Origin of the sequence: Rhizobium leguminosarum (assembly GCF_001679785.1) — a bacterium.
Classification (GTDB): Bacteria; Pseudomonadota; Alphaproteobacteria; order Rhizobiales; family Rhizobiaceae; genus Rhizobium; species Rhizobium leguminosarum_R.
Genome location: NZ_CP016286.1, coordinates 4,533,915 through 4,549,760 on the forward strand (window position 1 = coordinate 4,533,915; position 15,846 = coordinate 4,549,760).

The following is a 15,846-nucleotide window of genomic DNA, read 5'->3' on the forward strand; positions in this document are numbered from 1 at the left end:
GGAGCGTTGTTTTTCGAACGGGCGGGCCATGAAAGGCCTAAGTGACCGGACGTGCGCGGGCTTATAAGGATGAAGCCCGTAAAAGTCAATTATGCCGGATAATTTCGCTATGTACTGCCGGCCTCGAAAGTAAATTCGCACTCTGGTGTTAAGAAATACGGGTTGCCCTGAACGGTTGTAGTTTTGCGCCGCGACGGATAGATCACCCAGCTTTTCAAGCGTTTAGCCTCCCGAAGACATTCGGCATGGATAATTTCCGAAGCCATAATCGTAAATATTAGAAATCTAACTTTAATAAATTTCGCCGATATTCAACGCATCGACTGGGAATTTGCTTTCCAGGCACTGGGCGTAGCTAGGAGGCATTGCATTGAAGATCCGTGGTAAAATCAATCTGCTGGTTTGCGTTATGGGCGCGGTGGCACTTCTGATCGGCGCAACGGCGTTGTCCGCCATGCACGAATACAGTCGCAACCTGACGGCTTACGAGCATGCCGCCAGCCGCGCCTATGCCGGCGAACGCCTCAATCGTTTCGTCACGGCCGTGGTCATGGAATCGCGCGGCATCTATGCCGCCAAAACGATCAAGGATACGCCGAATTTCGCCAAGGGCTTGCTGGCTGGCCTCGATGAGATCGACAAGGTCATCTCCGGCTGGGCGCCGCTCGTTCCCGAGGATGAGAAGGACGATTTTGCCAAGCTCGTCGCCCGTGCCGCGGAATTCCGCACCTTCCGCACGGAAACGGCCCGCCTCGGCACGGAAGTCGGCCCCGAGGCCGCAAGCCAACAAGGCAACAATGAGGCCAACCGCGCCAACCGCAAGGCGTTCCAGGCGGAAATCGATGCCGTCGTCGCCATCGACAAGGCAGCGCTGGAGACCGTCAATGCCGAGATCGAGAGCTTCCGCTCCTGGGTGCTGATGCTCGTGCTCAGCATCACCGGCATCGGCATCGCGGTCGGCATCGGCATGGGCTTCTATATCGGCACCAGCCATCTCAGCCGCCCGATCAAGCGCGTCACCCATGCGATCAACGAAGTCGCCAATGGTAATTTCGACGCCGAGGTGCCCTTTGCCGGCCGTCCGGACGAAATCGGCGAGATGGCCGCAGCGGTTGCGGTCTTCAAGGCGAACGGCCTTGCCGTCAAGCGCCTGAACGCCCAGGAGGCGGCAATGCGCGCCAAGAGCGACGACCTGCAGTCGAGCATGTCCGTCGTCGTGGCTGCGGCTGCGGCCGGCGATTTCGGCCACCGCATCAGCAAGGACTATGAGGACGACAACCTCAACCAGTTTGCCGGCAACATCAATATGCTGCTGTCGAGCGTCGATGCCGGCATCGGCGAGACCCGCCGCGTCGTCGCAAGCCTTGCCGAAGGCGACCTCACCCAGACGATGAGCGGCAACTTCCAGGGCGCCTTCGCCGAGCTGCAGCGGAACGTCAACAATACCTTTGTCACTCTGCAGGCGACGATGCGCGAAGTGCGGGAGACGACCGAAGCGATGAACGGCAACACCGCCGAGCTGCGAAATGCCAGCGACGACCTGTCGAAGCGCACCGAGCAGCAGGCAGCCGCCCTCGAAGAGACCTCGGCAGCGCTCGACGAGATCACCGCCGTCGTCCAGAACTCCACCGAGCGGGCCCACGAAGCAACCATCATGGTGTCCGAAGCCAAGGAGAATGCAGGCCGCTCCGGCGTCGTCGTGCGCAATGCCGTCGAGGCCATGGGCCGCATCGAACAGGCCTCACGCGAAATCAGCCAGATCATCAACGTCATCGATGAGATCGCCTTCCAGACCAACTTGCTGGCGCTGAACGCCGGCGTCGAGGCGGCCCGCGCCGGCGATGCCGGAAAGGGCTTCGCGGTGGTGGCGCAGGAGGTGCGGGAATTGGCCCAGCGTTCGGCAACGGCTGCCAAGGACATCAAGGCGCTGATCACCAAATCCGGCAACGAGGTGCAGGTCGGCGTCAAGCTCGTCCAGGCGACCGGCGAGGCGCTGGCCGAAATCGGCACCCGCGTCATTGCCATCAACGACCATATCCATTCGATCGCGACAGCTGCGACCGAGCAGTCGACCGGCCTCAAGGAGGTCAATACCGCCGTCAACCAGATGGACCAGGTGACCCAGCAGAATGCTGCGATGGTGGAAGAAACCTCCGCCGCCACGCACAGGCTTTCGGCCGAAGCCGGTGGCCTGGTGCGCCTCATTGCCCGCTTCAAGCTGTCGGATGATGCGCCGGCACCTGTGGCGCTCGTTCGCAACGAGCCGCAAAGGCCGGTCGCTTCGCCCGCCCGCCGGGCGATCGCCAAAGTCGCCCGCGCCTTCGGTGGCAATGCGGCCGCAGCCGAGCAGAGCTGGGAAGAGTTCTAAGCTTTACTGATCACGCGCCTTTTAACGCCGCCTCCGGGCGGCGTTAGTTTTTTCTGCCCGTCCGCGCCGGGCAAAGACCCCGCCCCAAACCCCTCCCCACAAGGGGGAGGGGCTTAACCTGTCGCACTGGCGCTTCCCACTTCGTCGTTTCATCCGCGGAAAGGCTGATATTTGCTGCGCGGGCGCCACAAATTAGTCCCTCCCCCTTGTGGGGAGGGGTTGGGGAGGGGCCTTCCTCCTCTCGGGCGGCGTTTCTTTGTGACGACGTGACGCTGCTCGCAAAGATTTGAAAGCGGAGCATCTTGGTCTAAGATAGAGCTCAACGGTAAAGGCGGCCTGGGTGCTGTCGATCGGGCGAGACGAGAATGCCGACAAGAGACCAGGGCGACAATCCTTCGGCGGAAATCCCGGCGGCCGGCGAGGCCGCAAGGGCGCCGTGCCCGTCTGCCCGCATGTTCGGCGGCCTCTCCGGCAAGCTGCTCTGGCTCACCGTCGTCTTTATCATGCTCGCCGAAATCCTGATCTTCTTTCCATCGGTCGCCAGCATGCGCTTGCGCTGGCTGCAGGACAGGCTGAACACCGCCGCCGCCGCCGCCATCGTCATCGATGGGCTGCAGCCCGTCGAGCTGCCGCGCGCGCTGCAGAAGGAGACGCTGGAGGCAACCGGCACCAAGGCGATCGTGCTGCGCAAGGACGGCACCTCGCGGCTGCTGGCGACGACCGACATGCCGGCCTCCGTCGATGAAGCCTATGATCTCACTGACGTGCCGCCGGTGACGGCGATACGTGACGCACTCGACACCTTGATCTTCGGCGGCAGCAGGATAATCCGCGTCTATGGCCCCGTCGGTGACACTAACACCGGCGTCGAGGTGGTGATGAAGGACCGGCAGCTGCGCACGGCGATGTTCGCCTATTCCCGCAACGTCCTATTGCTGTCGGTGCTGATCTCGCTGTTCACGGCGACGCTGATCTTCTTTGCGATCAACCGCATCCTCATCGGCCCGATCCGCCGGCTGACCGGCAGCATGCAGCAATTCTCCTCCGATCCCGAGAACCCCGCCCATATCTATATCGGCGACGGCGGCCGCGACGAACTGGCGGTCGCCGGCCGCAATCTCACCTCGATGCAGATGGAGCTGCAAAAGACGCTGAAGCAGCAGAAGAACCTCGCCGCTCTCGGCCTCGCGGTCTCCAAGATCAATCACGACATGCGCAATATCCTGGCCTCTGCGCAGCTGATGTCGGATCGGCTGGTCGATGTAGACGACCCGATGGTGAAAAGCTTTGCCCCGAAACTCTTGCGCACCATCGACCGCGCCGTCGGTTACACCACCGAGGTGCTGTCCTACGGGAAGGCGAGTGAATCCGCGCCGCGTCGCCGCCATATCCGCCTGTTGGAACTGACCCAGGACGTCAAGGACATGCTGGCGATCGATCCGCAAAGCGGCATCGAATTTGCAGAGCAGATCGGCGCCGAGCTTGAGGTCGATGCCGATGGCGAGCAGCTTTTCCGCGTCATCCACAATCTCTGCCGCAACGCGCTGCAGGCGCTGACGTCGCCGGGCGAGGGTGGCCCGGGCTCCGTCCGGCGCATCACCGTTTCCGCCCAGCGCGTCGGCAGCGTCGTCAGCATCACGGTGGATGATACCGGCCCCGGCATGCCGCTGAAGGCGCGCCAGAACCTTTTTGCCGCCTTCCGCGGCTCCGCCCGCTCCGGCGGCACCGGCCTCGGCCTCACCATCGCCCGCGAGCTGGTGCTCGCCCATGGCGGCACGATCGCGCTGGTGGAAAAACCGACGGTCGGCACGCAGTTCCGCATCGAGATCCCCGATCGCCCGGTTTCGCTGGAGGATTACCGCAGCCGGACGCACATCGAGAAGTGAAGTGATTTCCGAAGGCGCGGCTGCTGGCAGACAAACACGCGATTTTTTCAGAAATGCTCTTGCATTGTCCCGAAGGACGTTTTAGAGGATCGCCACGCAAGCGGCACCGCCGCATTTTGCACGCACCCGTAGCTCAGCTGGATAGAGCACCAGACTACGAATCTGGGGGTCAGGAGTTCGAATCTCTTCGGGTGCGCCATTCTTCCATACAAAACTGGGCACTCCAGCCGCAGCCTCTCCGCTCATCACCAGACGTTCCAGAACGTCCCGCCTTCCGTGGATGCGGATGTCGTCGTCATCGACTTCGACCTGATCGATAACGGAGCGAAGGTAGGCGCGGCGGAAAGGTATCGGCCCTTCGTTGCCTTCTTCCGCATGAGGCGGGCGACGCGTCGATCTTCTCCTCAGTCCCGCGCGTGTCAGGACGCAACGCCGCGAACGCTCGCTCCAGCGCGGCCTTCGCGTGATCGCGCTCGCCATCATCGGTGAGGCGACGGGACGGCTCCAGACGAAGTAGCGGCCGGCGGACCGGCAATTGATGGACCGTCTCAATATTCACGCATTTATGAGCTGTAGTGATAACCGCTTCCCGAATTGCAGGAGTAGTCTGAATGATCGCTACGCACTAATTTGTTAGCAGTGCCGGCTGTGTGCCAAGCCACTCCGTTGGGAGACTGAAATGCAACGCAAGCTCGCGGCAATCATGGCTGCTGATATCGTCGGCTACAGCCGGCTGATGGCCGAGGACGAGTCTTCTACCTATGCAGAGCTGCGCACTGTTTTTGACCACCTGATCGTCCCCACTGTCGCCCGCCATGGCGGAGCCACTTTCAAAACGACGGGTGACGGCTTCCTTGCGATGTTCCCGAGCGTCAACGCGGCCGTTGATGCGGCACTTGCCATCCAGCAAGGTTTTGACGACGGCCCTTTCAAGCTGCGTATCGGCATCAACCTCGGTGATGTCATCGAGGATAATGGTGATGTCTATGGGGATGGGGTGAACGTCGCGGCCCGGCTTGAGGCCATGACCGAGCCGGGCCAGATATTCGTCAGCGGCGCTGTGGTGATGGCGGCCGAGCGCAACCGCGGCGATCTGTTCGCCAGAGTCGGCCGCAGGCGCGCCAAGAATATTCCCGAGCTGCTTGAAGTGTACCGCGTAAGGCGGGCGGGCTCTCCCTGGTCGATCTGGCGGCAGGTGCCACATATCCTGCGCGGCAGCGCGGCGCGCTGGTCTTATGGCGTTGCTGCCATCGCTCTCATTCTCATCGGCACCCAGATTTCACCTCTCCCGCTGGCAGCGATGGTGAGCGGTATTCCGGCTGCACTTTCTCTGGACCAGACCCGTGCAGACCCCAGGCCCTCGATTGCCGTCATGCCGTTCGCAACCATGAGCGGCAGCGATAACCAGCCTTACTTTGCAGACGGTCTGACCGAGGACGTGACCACGGCGCTCGCTCGTAATCCCGAGCTTCAGGTCATCGCCCGCGATTCCACCTATGCCGTGCGCGGTCAGGAGACGGATGTACGTAAGCTCGCGGCAAAGCTTGGCGTTGATTACGTGGTTGAAGGCAGCGCGCGCCGGGAAGGCGACCAGCTCCGCGTTTCGGCGCAGCTTATTGATGTAAGCACGGGGGCGCACTTATGGTCGCGCAGCTTCGACAAGAAGGTTGCTGACGTTTTCACCGTCCAGAGCGAGCTCACCACGGAAATCGTCGCGCAACTCGCGCCCTATATCGGCCGAAGCGAAGCGGCGGCGGCGGCGCTGCGGCCGACGGATAGTCTGCAGGCCTATGATCTCGTCCTGCAAGCCCGCAACCGTTACCGGCACGGCGCCGCTGACCAGAACGCTATTCTCGATGCCCGTGGCCTGTATCAGCGCGCCCTCGAAATGGACCCGGCTTATGCCGCAGCCCGAGCAGGCCTTGCGTTGACCTACATCGGCGAAGTGGCGCAAAGGCCCGGCGGTCAAGCCGCCGCGCCCGAACTGGATCTGGGTCTCAGTGAGGCGCGGCAGGCCGTGCGGCTCGATCCCAATCTCGGTTTTGGATATCAGGTAATCAGTTTCGGACTTGCGCTGCAGGCGGACTATTCCGGCGGACTTCAGGCGGCGCAGCGTGCGGTCGAACTGAACCCCAACGATCCCGACAGTATGATTGCGCTGGCCAAAGCGCAGGTCCGGTTCGGAGACTATCCGGACGCTGTCGCCAATGCGGAGCGGGCGCGCCGGCTGCACCCCATGGCACCGGAATACTATGCCTACGTGCATGGTCAGGCGCTTTATGCCGATGGCCGCCGCGAAGAGGCGGCCACGGTCATCAGCGAGTGCCTTGTCAGAGCGCCCCGCGATGCGAATTGCCTTCTCATCCAAGCCGCGTTGCAGGGTGGAAGCGGAGAGATTGAAAAGGCGCAGGCTACAATGGCGAGCCTTGTCGAGGCCCATCCGGCATTCTCGCTGGAAGCGGAAAGGGCCTATCGCCGGTTCGGCGACAAGCCTTTGATGGAAGAGTTCCTGCAGGACCTGGCGAGAGCCAAAGCCCCGGAGACGGCTTGACGTTCCTGTCAGTGTCGCGGTTTTAGAACGATCCGTTCGTGGACTGAAGGCGACCATGCTCTCTGGGTCGCAAGTCGGGCGGGCTGAAAGCGGTAACCGACCTTCGAGCAACCGGGGCAATCGTGACAAAGGGCGTCAATCTGGCCGTGGTTGTCAAGTCTGCGGAGGCAGCATTGCCGGGCCATTATGATGGCTGATCGCGTATAATCTCTGCGTCATCACGCTGGACGGCGAGCCGAGATGACCGCTTGCCGTCCAGCGCCAATTAGGCGCCCACCGGGTCGTGGCCCTATTCCTTGATCGGGATTCCGGCTTCGATCGCAGCGTCGATGAACGCCTGCCGCGCCTCTTCCCGGTTTCGTTTGCCCGACATGACATCGGCACAAACCGCGCAGGCCCTATCCAAGGCAGGACCCTCTTCGGTCGGCCAGTCTTCGACCAGCGCCCATGTCGCGGCCTGGGTCGTCTGGATCACCACCCACTGATCCGGACCTTCGAGGGCGAGCGTTACCGGCTTCTTCCAAATGGTTTGCATGATCTCAGGATCTCCGCTGCGTGCTCTCTGCCGTTGCAGCCTGCACACATAGGGCGATTCATCCGGTGTGGCGAGGCGCAGTATGAACGAGATGCCTTTCTCGGTCAGCGAACTGCTGGGATGTGCTTTTCGAAAAGGGTTTCGTGCCGCCGTTTTGCGCGCTTATGCGGAGCCTCCTAGAATTCCTGCACGAATTCACACGCCAGCAAGGTTTTGCCGGGCAAGGCGTCTCCTTGGCGGGCAACGATAGAGACTTTTCCAGGCCCGGCCATTCCGGGTTCCGGCTGCAGATCTGCAGGAAGCTCAAGCGAATAGCCCTTGGTAGATGCGCCCAACAGGTCAGAGGTCTCCGGCTTCAACCCGTATTTTGCTGCCAGATCGTCGGCGCGTTCGCCCTCGATCAAGACCCCAACAGCGTTGCTAGCAAAGAAAATCTCGTTCGATTTGAAACCGTCCCGACCGATCTGGTTGGGAATTGTGTAGATCGCTGCACCCAGAGACGACGTGTCCGGCTTGGCCAGAGCTTCCACGACATCATAGATCTTCATTGCCGATGTCATCGTATAGGGTGGCTTGCAAAGGGCTGCGTCAAAGAACTTGTCATCGGCCGAATCGGCAAGAACCTGTCCGGCCTGAAATGTCGCAAAGGCGACGCACGCAGAGAAGGCGGCGTAACGAATGAATTTGGCGTTGTGCATGAAACATTCCCGAGAGAGTAGCTATAGCGGATTTGCGAGTTTCGAATGCCTAGGGATTCGAAACAATCATGCTACCGCAAGTTTAATCTCTCAGCTCCACTCTTCTCTTCCGTCTGGCCGTAGTGATGGGTAGGATGAGTGGTATCGGACGCCGAGACGGAGATATCATTGCGCCGACCCGAAGGCAGGAGAAGTCATGATCGCAGCCTATATCGACGAAATCATCATGTTTTGCGCCGGCCTTTGGATGACATCCGTCGGCTTTGGTTATCTGCCATATCCAGGCAAGCCAGCCAGCAGGTCGCCATTAGTTCGCCATTTCAAGTGGATGGGACCCTTGCTGCTGGCGATCGCCATCGTTCTGGCCGCGGCCTCCTGAAGGCGCGTGCTCATGCTGGGGTGAAGCAATGACCAATATGTTGGCCTGCCCGTCTTGCAGATTGGACAAAACAGAATCGATCGTCCACCGCGGTTCGTACATTCTTCGCTGCGCCGCCTGCGGCGAAACGATTGTTACGACATCGTTCATGGCAATGCTCGACTCGGAGCATGAGTGTTCGGCCTTTGTCGATCCGGGTTCCGGAAAACAACCTCCGCCAGAGACGTTCGTCGCGCGTGGACTGCTCCGGCAGATCGCAACGACAATCAGTGCCGCGGCGAGTGACGGAACTCTGATACGGCTGATTTCTGAAGCGAAGGATTGAAGTCCGCCTCTACACAGCTGGCGCCCTCATGGGCGCAACCGGACGAGAATCTTGGCCCCGGGACCCCTCAATTGTTCCGCCAGCGCTTCCAGATCCTTCCTATCCGATCCCGCCAGAACGATGCGACCATCCATGATCGGCTCCCTCATCCAGGGTTCCATGACGACCTTGTCGTTGATTAGCATCTGCGTTTGTCGTCCCGATACCGCCTGCGTGAAATCACGGAATGTGGCGGCGCTTTCCGGGGTGAGCACGATATTCAGGCCATGGTCGTAGGTCACGGGAGACAGGCTTACCTCCGCACTCTTCACCTCAAGCGAGACAGGCGCAATCGCCTTTGCCCTGTCATCGCCCGTCGCAACGGTCGTATCCTGCGATGCCGCTGGTGGGGCAGGCGGTGTCGAAAGCTCATCCAGGATGCCCGGCCCGGCCTTGGCCGACGGCAGCGGGTCGATGTGCAAATCGGGCGTCTGCAAGTCTTTTGCAGTAAGCACAGCGGGGAGCGGCAGGCTGACCGGCATGTCCTCCCGTTGGATGTGGGTGTATGTGCGCAACGTCGTCCCTCCTGCCGCGACCGTCACGATCTCCGACGCTTCGAGCGTCGAACCATCGTCCAGGGACACCACAAGCTCGACGCTGCGGCTCTTGCTGGCGCGTTTGAGGGAAGCCAGCTGATCGGCGGTGAGGTTCTTTGCCCGCTCGGCAAAGCCGGTCATCAAATTTTCGATCGCCGGCTGCTGCGACTGGCTGAACGCTGCGGCGTCGGCTTCCTCCGACAGGGAAAGGGTTGCCGTGCGTGCGGTCGCGTCGGTGGATTCCAGGGTCCAGGTCGATGCCACCGGAACACTGATGCCGTCATAATCTTCGTCCCGCGAGGTCGCTGAGGCCTGACCAATCTCCATAGTCTCTGCCTGATAGGATTGCCCTGTGGCAAGCAGTTGCGCCTCCGGCACCAAGACGGCAACAATCTGAAGAGGGTTTGCCTCGATGGTGTTGATGATCTCATGGAGCCCGTTTTGCGGTGCTGCGGGGACACCACCCGGCTCGTTGGCTGCCATCTCTCGCATGCGCGCCACGATCTGATCGACACCGGGGAGACTGCGCGGATTGCCGTTCAGGTCGGTTTCGAGCTCAAGCGTAGCGGTGCCATAGGCCGTGAGGGAGTTCCGATAGAACAGGTTCATCTGATAGCTGCCGGCAAGGCCCGCCATGCCTTCCGGCAAATCGGCGCTGAGGGACCAGCGGACCCGCATGCGGTCTTCATCCCGCGACATAACCGTCATACGCTGGCGAAACGCGCCGCGCACAGTCATGGCCGAGGCGCCTGATTTGTCGAACCAGAACGACATATCGGTCTCGGTCGCTTTTTGAACGCTGTAGATGTGCTCGACGCCCGTCGCGGGTTCGTAGCCGGGGATCGTGACGCCGCCGGCGGACCATGCCGGATGGGAGAGCATGAGGCACAGGCAAAACCAGACAAATCTCTTCCAGTGCAGTGATGTCATGCGGGCGGGGCCTCCGAACATTGCAGGTTGTGGGGCGCCGTCCGGCTGCCGGCCCGCGAGCATATTTGCAGATGAAAAGGATGGGTAGTGCCGTTGCCGCAATAATTGTTTGGCGCGAAACTGCTTCAGGTTTTCAAGATTGAGAGCGGGAGATCAAGGTTAAGCACTTCTCATCGGCCGCTCCAGTTTCGGCCCCAAGGCAGCGAAACGAAAAACTATTGCGCGGTCGGGTAGTCTCTTGAATATGCTTCCCGTTCTTCCTTCCCGAACAAGGCTGAGTAATAGCCGCTGCAAACCAGATATGAGCACTCATCCGGGTTGCCCGTTTGCCATCCCGGCTGGCAGAGTACAACGCGATGGAATTTGGCGTTGCAAAGTCCGTGGTTTGCTAAGAGCCGCGGATCGTTTCCGAAATACGCGCTTATGGCTTTCTCGCGAGTCCATGCAGGCACAACTTTCCAATCAGCGTCGCCGCCCTCATCGGTCACGTTGGCGATCGCACAGAACGACCAGTTAGATATCACGACCGGCTGATCGCAGGAAAAAGCCTGAACGGCGCTTCCCAGCAAGATCGAAATCAATGCCAACAATCGCCGGACGCAAACGACCACACTCTTCTCCCCCATACCGCTTATTCGCATCGTGCTTCTACCCCGAGATTCATTGCAAGGATCCTAGCAGAAGGGACTGGATAATAGAAGATCATAACTAAGAATATTTTCCTAGTTCATGGATCGTTCTTGCGCTAGGTTTGCCGCCACTGCAACCACGGACTGTTAGATGCTGAGCAAATTTTTTCTCAGGGATGAGGTGATGGCGCGGACGAGCTTTGGCCGTCACGCGCTGCATGAACGGAGTTCCCGCAACAGGCTCTGGAGGGCGGGCGGATACCGACCGACAACACGGGCGAGGCGCTGATGGCCGAATTCAACCCTCGCGACAAAAGCCGAACCAGTCAGGGAAAGACGCGGGCGATGGTGCGCAAGCATACCGCTCCGCCGGGCGCGGCGGACGACGGCAGCCTTCGCTGGCAATGGTTGACGATCCAACTGCTGGAATCTGCGGCCTTCACCACATTGAGTGCGAATGCCTGCCGCGCCTTCTTCCGCATCGTCATCGAGCACACGTCGCACGCTGCCTTGGAAAACGGCAAGCTGATCGTGACCCATCCTCAGTTCGTATCTTACGGCGTGACCGGGGAATATGTGGCCGATGCGATCGATGAGCTCGAATATAAGGGGCTGATAAAAGTTCGCCGCGGCCGGGCAGGCAGCGGCGTCGCGCATCCCAACCGGTTCACGCTGACCTTTGTTGGTGACCATGAGGGTGCGCCAGCGACGGATGAATGGAAACGATGCACGGCGGAAAGGTGCCGGAAATGGTCCGAGACCGATCGCAAGATCGCCGCCGACAAACGCGGGCGCGTTGGCAGGAAGAAAAAAACGCCACTTCGGAATCCCGAAATCCCCCCGCTTCGGGATTCCGAAATCCGCCGCGCTTCGTGAGCTGTCGACAGGGAGAAACGCTGAATGATTTCAATGCCCCAACCAATTTCGGGATTCCGAAGTGCTATATAGATTCTGGTGAGGAGTTACTGTCGGAGGCACTTAGCCACGATCAGGAACTCCGTCTCCCGCCCCCCGATCTTCCCGGCCGAGGTCGTGCGAAGCAGAAGACCGAAAGCCTCATAGAGCCAATAAAGTGGGGGAATTCGGTCCTTGAGCGCGTGCACCTGCGTCGACACATACTCGCCGACGAAGACCACATCCATGCCGAGTTCCTTTAATGTCCCCGCAATCTCCGAATGGGATGCCTCTGCGGCGTGCTCGACGCGAAATGGGGCATAGCCCGGCTTTCCGGCGTTTTTCTGCCGCAACACGTAGCGATAGAACAAGACGTGTGTCCACCAGGGCGTCAGATCGGTGAAGATCCCCTTGGCTGAGTTCAGGATCGGCCCCTTGACGAACACCAGGCCACCGGGAGACAGGGTGTCATGGGCTCTCAACAAGGCCGAGCGTGGGCTTTCCAAATGCTCGAGAACGTCCCAGAAGACGCAGGCGTCGAAGTGACGATCCCCATAGTCGATGGTCTGAGCATCGCCCAGGATCCTCTCAGCGGCGTCCTGGTTCTTTTCGAGTTGCTCTTTGGAGATGTCGACAACGGTATATCGCGCTCCTTTCAAGGGGATATGCGTGCGAGAGCCGCCTCCGACCTCAAGGATATTTGTATCAGTCTTGCTGGAAAATGCTGATTGTGCGTGCGAGAGCGCGTCGTTTACCCACGGCGAAGCCATAATCTTCCCTCCCGAAAGATTAGCGTTTACGACTATAAGTAAGCATTAATATAATATTTTAGCAATATTTCAACATGACTAGTCAAGTGGCGCGTCCGGCCGGAATGGCAGGCAAGCCCATCAGCCTAGTTTCGCGCAACCTTCCTGATGTATCCGCAGGTCTGATGATCTTTAAGGCGCTTCAGCCGGAGGAATGCATGGCGGTGGGAATTTTTCGGGCTCTGGCTATCCTGGCGATGATGACGGGTCTTGGCGGCTGCATCGACCATGCCAATGATCCCGTGCTCCTGGCGGTCGGCGTGCCGGTCAATCCGCCGGTCGTTGCGCACGGCCTTTGCATGACCGACGGCAACGCCATGTATGACGAGGCGAGGAAGCAGTATCAGCTGCGCGCACAGCTGACCGGCTATGCCGGGGCGGATGAGTTGGAAGCCGAAACCACGGCGCGCGCTGCCGCCCATCGCCAATATGTCGCTTGCCTCTCCGGCCAGGGTTACCGGACATTATACGCGAATTGAGAACAGAGAATTCACGTTTCGTCACCGGCGCCGTTCGAGCCCTTTCCTGATCGCGACTTTTCACGTTTTTCGGCGATTTAGTCACGCCGGATCGCCTGCAATCACGAGTTTTGGAATTGCGTGTGAGCCATGGAACTCCGCACGTCTGAAAGGCATTCTTCCGAGATAAATCCACAAGGAGGGTTTATCATGAAGATGTTCAGGCTTGCCCCATCCACCGCCGTGCTCGGCGCCCTTCTCGCCCTCACCCCGATCATTCCTGCGCAGGCGGCACCCGTTCAGACGGCTCGACCGCCCGCTGTCTCGGATGTAAAAATTATGCAATATAAACCACATACCGGGCCCTGGCATGGCTATCAGGGCTTTCGCACGGAGCGCCCCGGCACCCGCCGCCATTCCGATGGCTACTGGTATCCGCTTGCCGCCTTCGGCGTCGAGGCCGGCACCACGGGCTCCATCGTCCGCCAGCCGGTGAACAGGCCGGCAGCTCCGGCAATGTGCAACCCTACGTTTACAGGATCGATCGGTCCGGGCAGCATGCCCTGTGACAACGGCTATTGAGCCGGCAAATGAAAGAGGCGGCGATGAGCCGCCTTTTTCTCGATCGGGCCGCCGCTCACATGTCCGTGACCTCTGCTTTGGCACCGTAGTATGTGACAGATCGCCTTCCTAACTCCGGGGCGTAAATTCCACGAATCCTCCCAAGGAGACGATTATGACCACGACTTTCAAGAACGGCCTGATGGCCGCTGCCTTCGGCGCAATCCTCGGCCTTTCGGCCTTCTCGGCCACGGCAGCTCCCCTTCAGTCGAGCGCGACAGAACAGGGTGCAGCCGAGCGTCCGGTTGCCCGACAAGAAACCACGGTTGAGCACGACCGACGCACGACCGGTTCGATCGGCGAGCGCGCCTCGGAAACCTCAGGTCCGATGACGCCTTACATGATGAACCCGAAGAAGCCCCTCAAGAGGGATTGCAAGCTCGGCTTCAACCCGGGGAGCGGCTCCAGCTGCAACTACTGACGAGACGCTCGGCCGTTCGCCATCGCGAGCGGCCCGGTCTGAGCTGAAGGGCGGCCTCCGAGCCGCCCTGAGTTTGTAGGCAGGCCTCGCTCTTCCCTGGGCGTTTATCCTCGGCCTTGTCAGCCGGATACGGCATGTCCTTCCCCGTTTGTCGTTCGAACGATGTTGCATTGAATGCAAAAATGCAATAAGTACAAAATCAAGCAAGCTGTTGGTACGGGTGTTGCGAAAAGCCGCAGCGATGAGCGATTGACGCCTCTGCCTTGGAATTGCCATGCTCGCCGCGATGGTCGCTTTTCATATCAATCGAATTTCAGACAGGTGGGATAGTCATGACTGCAAAGGCCGCATGCACCGATTTCCTGCATTTTTTCCGCTCCTGGATCAGTAACCCGCTTCGGGTCGCGGCCATCGCGCCGTCAGGGGATTCGCTTGCCAGGATCATGACCAGTGAAATTGCCGCACTCGACGGTCCGATCATCGAGCTCGGCCCGGGAACCGGCGTCTTCACCCGGGCGCTGCTGGCGCGCGGGGTCAGCGAAGCGGATCTGACCCTGATCGAGTACGGTCCGGAATTCATCTCATCGCTGCAGGCGCGTTTTCCGACGGCGCGTGTGTTGCAGATGGACGCCGCCCATCTCGCCGATGCCGATATTTTCGAGGGCGAACCGGTCGGCGCGGTTGTCAGCGGCCTGCCACTTTTGTCCATGTCGCCGCGCAAGATCGTCTCGATCCTGGCCGGCGCCTTCGCCTATATGCGGCCGGGCGGCGCCGTCTATCAGTTCACCTATGGCCCGCGCTGCCCGGTGCCGCGGCCGATCCTCGACCGTTTGGGCCTGAAGGCGGTGCGCATCGGCGGTACGGTGCGCAACCTGCCGCCGGCCTCCGTCTACCGGATTTCGCGCCGCAAGCCGCTGGAACTGTCGCGCGAGCGCTTTAGCTATCGTGAAAGCGACACTGAGATCGACGATATCGCGGCCTTTTCCAACGAAACGGCGGCTGAACGATGATGCCGGACAGGAATGGCTGAGACTAAGCGGACGGAGACGACGGAAGGCAGGCGGGAACGCAAGCGGCGGCAGACGCGCGAGCGCATCGAGCAGGCGGCGATGACCCTCTTTCTGCAGCGCGGCTTCGAGGCCACGACGATCGAGGACATCACCGAGGCGGCCGATGTCTCCAAGCGCAGTTTCTTCGATTATTTCCCGTCCAAGGAAGAGGTGGTTTTCGCCTGGCAGGATGCCTTCGCCGATCGCCTGATGGCAGCAGTAGCGGCAAGGCCGGCGGCAGAATCCTCGGTCGCGGCGGTCGAGGCGGCAATCACCGCAACCGTCATCGCCTCGGTTGACGAGCCTGGCCTGGCGCTTGGCGAACTCATCCACCGCACGCCGGTGCTGAAGGCCCGCGACCAGCTGAAATACGCCAAGCTCGAACAGAAGCTCGCCGAGGCGCTGCTTCTGCGCAAGGGAGGTGAGCCGCTTGAGCGGCCCCGCATGCGCGTCCTTGCGGCCATCGTCATCGGTGCGCTGCGCGTCGGGGCTGAGCTCTGGCAGCAGCGCCCGCCAAGTGCTTCGCCACAGGATTTCGCCCGGGAGATTTTCGCCGACCTCTGGAGGATGCTGGCGGAATTCGGCGACGAGGCGAAGACCAGGCGTTGACGCAGTCCGCCTGAACCTCAGTGCGCTCTCCCGATACGTCGGTTCGATATCGATGTTTCCGCGCATCCCTGTCATCGGGCCCTGTTATCGGAACGGGACCGTCCTATAT

At 60.6% G+C, this 15,846-nt stretch carries 16 protein-coding genes and 1 tRNA gene; 12 read left to right on the forward strand and 5 right to left on the reverse strand.

The window, feature by feature from the left end; translation table 11 throughout:
- The first annotated feature begins 370 nt into the window (after positions 1-370).
- From BA011_RS22070 to BA011_RS22085, 4 genes are all read left to right on the forward strand, one after another.
- Entirely contained in the window at positions 371-2,368 is a 1,998-nt protein-coding gene (locus BA011_RS22070) for a methyl-accepting chemotaxis protein (protein ID WP_065282009.1), read from the forward strand.
- 365 nt (positions 2,369-2,733) lie between these two features.
- On the forward strand, positions 2,734-4,254 hold the full coding sequence (locus tag BA011_RS22075; RefSeq protein WP_065282010.1) for an ATP-binding protein: 1,521 nt from the start codon (positions 2,734-2,736) through the stop codon (positions 4,252-4,254).
- Positions 4,255-4,376: 122 nt separating this feature from the next.
- Positions 4,377-4,453 (forward strand) — tRNA-Arg (locus tag BA011_RS22080).
- A gap of 480 nt (positions 4,454-4,933) precedes the next feature.
- Positions 4,934-6,805, forward strand: a complete 1,872-nt coding sequence (locus BA011_RS22085; RefSeq protein ID WP_065282011.1) for an adenylate/guanylate cyclase domain-containing protein — start codon at positions 4,934-4,936, stop codon at positions 6,803-6,805.
- A 289-nt stretch (positions 6,806-7,094) separates the two neighbouring features.
- Here the strand turns inward: BA011_RS22085 and BA011_RS22090 are convergent, their stop codons facing one another.
- A complete protein-coding gene (locus tag BA011_RS22090; protein WP_012755837.1) occupies positions 7,095-7,340 on the reverse strand; it encodes a DUF982 domain-containing protein in 246 nt (81 codons plus the stop codon).
- A gap of 176 nt (positions 7,341-7,516) precedes the next feature.
- Positions 7,517-8,038 (reverse strand): hypothetical protein, encoded by a 522-nt coding sequence (locus tag BA011_RS22095; protein ID WP_065282012.1) that lies wholly within the window; start codon positions 8,036-8,038, stop codon positions 7,517-7,519.
- A 196-nt stretch (positions 8,039-8,234) separates the two neighbouring features.
- On the opposite strand from BA011_RS22095, the gene BA011_RS22100 reads away from it, so the two are divergent.
- Entirely contained in the window at positions 8,235-8,417 is a 183-nt protein-coding gene (locus BA011_RS22100; protein ID WP_065282013.1) for a hypothetical protein, read from the forward strand.
- A gap of 28 nt (positions 8,418-8,445) precedes the next feature.
- Positions 8,446-8,742, forward strand: coding sequence for a hypothetical protein (locus tag BA011_RS22105; protein WP_065282014.1), 297 nt, complete (start codon positions 8,446-8,448; stop codon positions 8,740-8,742).
- 26 nt (positions 8,743-8,768) lie between these two features.
- Here BA011_RS22105 and BA011_RS22110 read toward each other — a convergent pair whose 3' ends face one another.
- Together BA011_RS22110 and BA011_RS22115 are read right to left on the reverse strand one after the other, a co-directional pair.
- Positions 8,769-10,247: a hypothetical protein gene (locus BA011_RS22110; RefSeq protein ID WP_065282015.1), complete on the reverse strand. Its 1,479-nt coding sequence runs from the start codon at positions 10,245-10,247 to the stop codon at positions 8,769-8,771.
- A 215-nt stretch (positions 10,248-10,462) separates the two neighbouring features.
- Positions 10,463-10,888 carry a hypothetical protein gene (locus tag BA011_RS22115; RefSeq protein WP_065282016.1) on the reverse strand — a complete coding sequence of 142 codons (426 nt, stop codon included), beginning with the start codon at positions 10,886-10,888 and terminating at the stop codon, positions 10,463-10,465.
- Positions 10,889-11,164: 276 nt separating this feature from the next.
- On the opposite strand from BA011_RS22115, the gene BA011_RS22120 reads away from it, so the two are divergent.
- Complete coding sequence (locus BA011_RS22120; RefSeq protein WP_065282017.1) at positions 11,165-11,752, forward strand: hypothetical protein; 588 nt, start codon at positions 11,165-11,167, stop codon at positions 11,750-11,752.
- 86 nt (positions 11,753-11,838) lie between these two features.
- On the opposite strand, the gene BA011_RS22125 is transcribed toward BA011_RS22120, so the two are convergent.
- Positions 11,839-12,540, reverse strand: coding sequence for a class I SAM-dependent methyltransferase (locus BA011_RS22125; RefSeq protein WP_065282018.1), 702 nt, complete (start codon positions 12,538-12,540; stop codon positions 11,839-11,841).
- A gap of 197 nt (positions 12,541-12,737) precedes the next feature.
- Between BA011_RS22125 and BA011_RS22130 the strand changes: the two genes are divergently transcribed.
- The 5 genes from BA011_RS22130 to BA011_RS22150 all read left to right on the forward strand — a co-directional run bounded on the left by BA011_RS22130 (position 12,738) and on the right by BA011_RS22150 (position 15,737).
- Positions 12,738-13,058 carry a hypothetical protein gene (locus BA011_RS22130; RefSeq protein WP_065282626.1) on the forward strand — a complete coding sequence of 107 codons (321 nt, stop codon included), beginning with the start codon at positions 12,738-12,740 and terminating at the stop codon, positions 13,056-13,058.
- A gap of 189 nt (positions 13,059-13,247) precedes the next feature.
- Complete coding sequence (locus tag BA011_RS22135) at positions 13,248-13,619, forward strand: cell surface protein (protein ID WP_065282019.1); 372 nt, start codon at positions 13,248-13,250, stop codon at positions 13,617-13,619.
- Between the two features lie 154 nt (positions 13,620-13,773).
- A complete protein-coding gene (locus BA011_RS22140; protein ID WP_065282020.1) occupies positions 13,774-14,079 on the forward strand; it encodes a hypothetical protein in 306 nt (101 codons plus the stop codon).
- A gap of 332 nt (positions 14,080-14,411) precedes the next feature.
- A complete protein-coding gene (locus BA011_RS22145; protein ID WP_065282021.1) occupies positions 14,412-15,089 on the forward strand; it encodes a class I SAM-dependent methyltransferase in 678 nt (225 codons plus the stop codon).
- 12 nt (positions 15,090-15,101) lie between these two features.
- Positions 15,102-15,737, forward strand: a complete 636-nt coding sequence (locus BA011_RS22150; RefSeq protein ID WP_065282022.1) for a TetR family transcriptional regulator — start codon at positions 15,102-15,104, stop codon at positions 15,735-15,737.
- Positions 15,738-15,846 lie beyond the last annotated feature (109 nt).